At 63.7% G+C, this 4,726-nt stretch carries 6 protein-coding genes; all 6 read right to left on the bottom strand.

Annotated features, from left to right (window positions below):
* The coding region (locus tag Q0J81_RS10605) for a hypothetical protein (RefSeq protein ID WP_294447770.1) at positions 1-329 on the bottom strand (329 nt) is incomplete at its 3' end.
* A complete protein-coding gene (locus Q0J81_RS10610) occupies positions 326-979 on the bottom strand; it encodes an HAD family phosphatase (RefSeq protein ID WP_294447771.1) in 654 nt (217 codons plus the stop codon). The genes Q0J81_RS10610 and Q0J81_RS10605, both read right to left, overlap by 4 nt.
* Positions 980-981: 2 nt before the next feature.
* Complete coding sequence (locus tag Q0J81_RS10615; RefSeq protein WP_294447772.1) at positions 982-1,560, bottom strand: hypothetical protein; 579 nt, start codon at positions 1,558-1,560, stop codon at positions 982-984.
* A gap of 801 nt (positions 1,561-2,361) precedes the next feature.
* The gene (miaA, locus tag Q0J81_RS10620; RefSeq protein ID WP_294447775.1) at positions 2,362-3,297 is read right to left on the bottom strand and encodes a tRNA (adenosine(37)-N6)-dimethylallyltransferase MiaA; all 936 of its coding nucleotides are present in this window, start codon (positions 3,295-3,297) and stop codon (positions 2,362-2,364) included.
* Positions 3,294-3,872, bottom strand: coding sequence for a pantetheine-phosphate adenylyltransferase (gene coaD, locus Q0J81_RS10625; protein ID WP_294447776.1), 579 nt, complete (start codon positions 3,870-3,872; stop codon positions 3,294-3,296). The genes miaA and coaD overlap by 4 nt, the downstream gene beginning before the upstream one ends.
* Positions 3,854-4,414, bottom strand: coding sequence for a 16S rRNA (guanine(966)-N(2))-methyltransferase RsmD (rsmD, locus tag Q0J81_RS10630; protein ID WP_294447779.1), 561 nt, complete (start codon positions 4,412-4,414; stop codon positions 3,854-3,856). The genes coaD and rsmD overlap by 19 nt, the downstream gene beginning before the upstream one ends.
* Positions 4,415-4,726: the final 312 nt, after the last annotated feature.

Genomic DNA, 4,726 nt, shown 5'->3' on the forward strand with positions numbered 1-4,726 from the left:
GGGGCGATTCGCTGCGAGCCTTCGGGCGGAGGGGCAGGCTCTCCGGCTCCGCGGAGGGCCAGAAAGCAGCGGAGGTCCCGGGCGGGGGAAAGGTCGTCACAGGGCGCGGGACTTTCGCCGGGGAGTCCGGCGACTCCGGCGAGACGGAAGGCGTAGACGAGCATTGCCGCTTCTCCCGCCTCGCGCCATTCCCGCACGAGGGGCGGGCGTCTCCTGCATGGCGCAAGCAGACGGGCGCCTTCATGGAGGTCGAACACGAGATCGTCGTCGGCAGGGCGAACATGTTGAAACTCGTTGCACAGGCGCAGGGGCGCGATGTCCTGAATCATGCGTGCTCCTGTTGCTTGAGATAGTCCCTGACGGCGAGAAGGTCGGGAAGCACGGCTGCGGCGCGGCTTTTCATGACCTCGTCGGGCTCCACCATGTCGGGCACGAGCAGGGCCTTCATACCCGCCGCGCTGGCGGAGAGAATGCCGTTGCGCGAGTCTTCCACGGCGTAGGCGGCTGCAGGCTCCGCGTGGAGTTCGGCGCAGGCGCGCAGATAGATGTCCGGCGCGGGCTTGCTTGCCGTGAGCATGTCGCCGCAGACCAGCGTGTCGAAGTAGGGCCCCATGCCCGTGACGTCCATGTTGCGCCGTACGTTGACTTCGCGCGAGGAGCTGGCAAGACCGGTGCGCCAGCCGTGCTCCTTCAGCCAGCACAGAAGCTCCATGACGCCGGGCTTGAGCGGCACGCCTTCTCTGGTGAACTGCATGTAGTATACGCGCGTGCGGTCGCGGAAGGCCTTATAGTCGAACGAGTCGCCGTAGGCTTCGGCAAAGACTCTGCTCGTGCTCGCGTGGGTTGTGCCGATGCAGCGGAAAAAAAGCTCGTGCAGACCGCGCAGACCGAGATCGCGCCCCACACATTCCCAGGAGCGCAGAACAAGACGTTCGGAGTCCACGAGAACTCCGTCCATGTCGAAGACTATGACGGGCATGATCAGGCCTCGGGAAGAGGCTTTTCCACAAGCGGAAGCCGGTAGATGCGTCCCACGCGCAGGTGTTCGTCGTTGTCGCTGGGGAAGGTGTAGTTGCCGATCACCGCGCCGAGCCTGTCGTAGAGATGAAACGCCCGGGGATGACTGGTCTTGAGATACACGGCCGTGTATCCCTGATCGGCATAGAAGGGCATGATGAGATCGCGCAGCCAGAAGGTGCCGTTGCCGCGTCCTGAAGGGGCAATGTGAAAGTAGCTGAGCAGGGCCACCTGATCCAGAGGGTCGGAAATGGACAGCCCGGAACACGCATAGATGTTCCGATCAATGGCCCCGTGCGTGATGAGCACCATGCCGAGCTGCTCGTCTGCTCTCCGCAGCGTATGAAAGTCCATGACCAGACCGGGGGTCTGCCCGAAGTCATGAATGATCTTGCAGCAGTGATGGAACTCGTCGTAGTCGTCCCACTCTTCGTTCAACAGTTTTTCCTTCATGTTCTCCAGCAGCGACACGAGAAATTTGCCCTCAAATTTGTCGCTGAAGCAGAACTCCAGATCGCCCTTCTGGTACAGTACCGTGGTCATCGCACGCCTCCTTGGCATTCCGCCCATCATGTACGCCCCTCGCTTATTCTGTCAAGCAATCGGAAAGGATAAGCGGGAAGGTGTTTGCGGGGGAGGGAGATCCCCTTTTCAAAAGGTGGTCTCCCTCCCCCCACGCCCTCTCCCTCTGCCTAAAACTTTTAATAATGACTCGCTGCCCGTCAGCGCCGGACACGCTGTGCGGACACGGGGCCTGCACGACGTCCGCGGCATTTTACGCCGGAAGTGAATTCCGGCTGCTATGATCGTCGGCGCGACCGCCTGAAGGCAGGTCGCGGGCCCCGGAGCGCTGATAACAATCTGAAAGAAAAAAGAGAAGGCCGGGCAGAACGTTGAAAGACGGCTGTTGTCTGCGAGCAAAGGCCTATTTGAGCGTTGGGAAAACGCAGGAGGGAAAAACAACGGCCCGCCAGGTTGTTGAAAACGACTGTCCTCTGTCAACGAAAGATTCCCAGAGCGTTGAGCGGATGTTCTCCCTCAAGCATCTGGAAATCCCTGCAAACCACACCGATGTTGCCGCAACGCGGAAACATCGGTCGGCAGCCGCAGGCGGGCGCAGCCGCGCACGCCTGCACTGACTGCGCAGCCCGTAACGCGTTTGCCGAGCCTTCCGGCCTTGGCGTCACACGTCTTTTTTCCGCCTGTAAGAAGCCCGCCTTCCGGCATGCGCACGGCACCCGCCGCGCGGCGAAGCCGCAAGGCGAACCAGGGGGGCCCGGGGGGAATTATTTTCCCCGGCGGGGTGCGGGGCGGCGCCCCGCGTGCCTTTCCTGTCCTTTTCCTTTAAATCCCGAGGAATTCCTTTACCGGGGCTTCGAGGTTCCGGTGTTCGCCGGGGCGGAACCAGAGGATGCGCTTGTCGGCGCGGAACCAGGTCCACTGTCGTTTGGCGTAGGCGCGGGTATTTTTCATCCAGAGCTCGAGGCATTCGGGGAGGGACATGTTTCCCTGGAGGAATGCGGCGGTTTCGGCGCAGCCTATGCCGGACCAGCCGGGAGCGGAGGTATCGGGGCAGGCGGCGAGGGCGCGTCTGGCCTCGGTGAGGGCGCCCTGTTCGAGCATGATGTCGATGCGTTTTCTGAGGAAGGGGGAGAGTTCCGGGAGGGGGAGGCCTATGCCGAGGCGAAGGACGGGCCAGGGCGCCGGGGGCGTGGTCTGGCTGTGCCACCACGAGAAGGTTTTTCCTGTCGCTTCCCACACTTCGAGGGCGCGGACGTTGCGCTGGCTGTCGTTTGGGTGGATTTTGGCGGCGTAGTCCGGGTCGATGGCGGCAAGGCGCGCGTGCAGGGCGGGGGCGCCCAGCTTTTCGCATTCTCTGGAGAGTCTTGCGGTAATGGCGGGATCCACGGGGGGAATGGCGGCTATGCCGTCCAGAAGGGCGCGCAGATAGAAGCCCGTGCCGCCCACGAGCATGGGAATGCGGCCTTCCGCGAGGGTTTCGCGAATGGCGGCGCAGGCCATGTCGGCCCACTGGCCTGCGGAGATTTTCCCTGTGGTTTCGAGCCAGCCGTAGAGCCTGTGGGGGCAGACGCTGCGCTCTTCGGCCGAGGGCTGGGCGGTGATGACGGGAAAGTCGCGGTAGACCTGTCTGGAGTCGGCGTTGATGACGGCGACGGGTCGTCCGGCCTTTTCCAGCATGGCGGCGAGGTGCAGGGATGCGGCGGTCTTGCCGGAGCCCGTGGGACCGACGAGGCAGAGAATGCCGGGGGTCGTGCTCATGAACGGAGCTCCTCGCCGGAGCATTCGGGAGCATCGTCGTCGCTCATGTCGTCGCGACCGCAGTTTGAGGAGCCGGGCCAGGAGTCGGGCAGATGGTAGGCGCGGCGCAGGCGGGGAATGACGGTGGGTGGCACGAGGCAGCGCACGTCGCCGCCGAGGGACGCCACGTTGCGGATGTTGGTGGAGCTTATGTACATCCAGCGCAGGTCGGACATGAGGAATATGGTCTGCACGTCGTGCTGGAGCTTGCGGTTCATGAGGGCCATCTGAAACTCGTAGTCGAAGTCGGAGACGGCGCGCAGGCCGCGGAGAATGGCCTTGGCTCCCACGCTGGCGGCGAAGTCCACGAGCAGACCGGCAAAGGGCATGACCTTCACGCCGGGAATGCCCTCAAAGACTTCGCGCACGATGTCCACGCGCTCCTCAAGGGTGAAGAGCGGATGCTTGCCGCAGTCTCTGGCCACGGCGACGATGACGGTATCGAACAGTTCAAGGCCGCGGCGGATGATGCATTCGTGGCCGTTGGTGAGCGGGTCGAAGGTGCCGGGGTAAATGGCTATGCGTTCTTCACCCATACCAGAATCCTCGTGTTTCCATAGAGTCGTTCTGCTTCAAGGCGCAGATCGTACTGGGCGTCGGCGCGGAGCGTGAGCCCCTTTTCCACTTCCGCCACCAGAAAGCCGTCGTCGGCGAGCCAGCCCTGCCGCATGATGTTTCTGAGCGTGGGCTTGAAGAGGTCGGCGCCGTAAGGCGGGTCTATGCAGATGAGCTGACAGGGTTCGGCGGGACGGCGTGCGGTGACGCGAAGGGCGTCTTCCTCATGAATGGCGCAGCGGTCGGCAAGGCCGAGATTGGCGGCGTTCTTGCGCAGGCATTCTGCGGCCTTGTGATCCTTTTCGATGAAGTCGGCAAAGAGCGCGCCGCGGCTCAGGGCCTCGAAGCCGAGGCTTCCGCTGCCCGCGAACACGTCGAGCACGCGCATGGCGCCCCACACGACGCCGCGCGCCTCAAGCATGGAAAAGAGGGATTCGCGCACTTTGCCCATGGCGGGACGGTAGCCCGGTCCGGTAACGGTCTGGAGCGTGCGTCCGCGACAGGCTCCGGCAATGATTCGCATGAAGGGTTCCTGAGTAAGGCGCGGGGGCGCGCCGCCGGAAAAGTTCCGGGAAGAGGTTGGCCGCGCAGAAGAAGCGCGAAGACCTCCCCGGGCCGTGGAGCGGAGGGGAGGCGGAAGACATGGGTCGCGCACAGGCGCGGAAACCGTAAAAATAGCGCGAGAGCGAAGCGCTGACAAGAGGGGCCCCCGCAGGGTGCGGGGGCCGGGCTGAATCAGAGCTGGGAGAGGAAGAGCACGAGATCGCGCTCGATTTCCACGCGGCGGTCGCGCAGTTCGGTCTGTTCCTCCCCGGGGAGATCGTCGCTGCGGGCG

This window comes from uncultured Mailhella sp. (assembly GCF_944324575.1).
In the GTDB taxonomy this organism is placed as follows: Bacteria; Desulfobacterota; Desulfovibrionia; order Desulfovibrionales; family Desulfovibrionaceae; genus Mailhella.

What these genes read in the sequence shown, in the direction of transcription:
- Q0J81_RS10615 (WP_294447772.1), bottom strand. Translation starts at nt 1,560, where the DNA reads ATGACCACGGTACTGTACCAGAAGGGCGATCTGGAGTTCTGCTTCAGC.
- rsmD (WP_294447779.1), bottom strand. Translation starts at nt 4,414, where the DNA reads ATGCGAATCATTGCCGGAGCCTGTCGCGGACGCACGCTCCAGACCGTT.
- miaA (WP_294447775.1), bottom strand. Translation starts at nt 3,297, where the DNA reads ATGAGCACGACCCCCGGCATTCTCTGCCTCGTCGGTCCCACGGGCTCC.
- Q0J81_RS10610 (WP_294447771.1), bottom strand. Translation starts at nt 979, where the DNA reads ATGCCCGTCATAGTCTTCGACATGGACGGAGTTCTCGTGGACTCCGAA.
- coaD (WP_294447776.1), bottom strand. Translation starts at nt 3,872, where the DNA reads ATGGGTGAAGAACGCATAGCCATTTACCCCGGCACCTTCGACCCGCTC.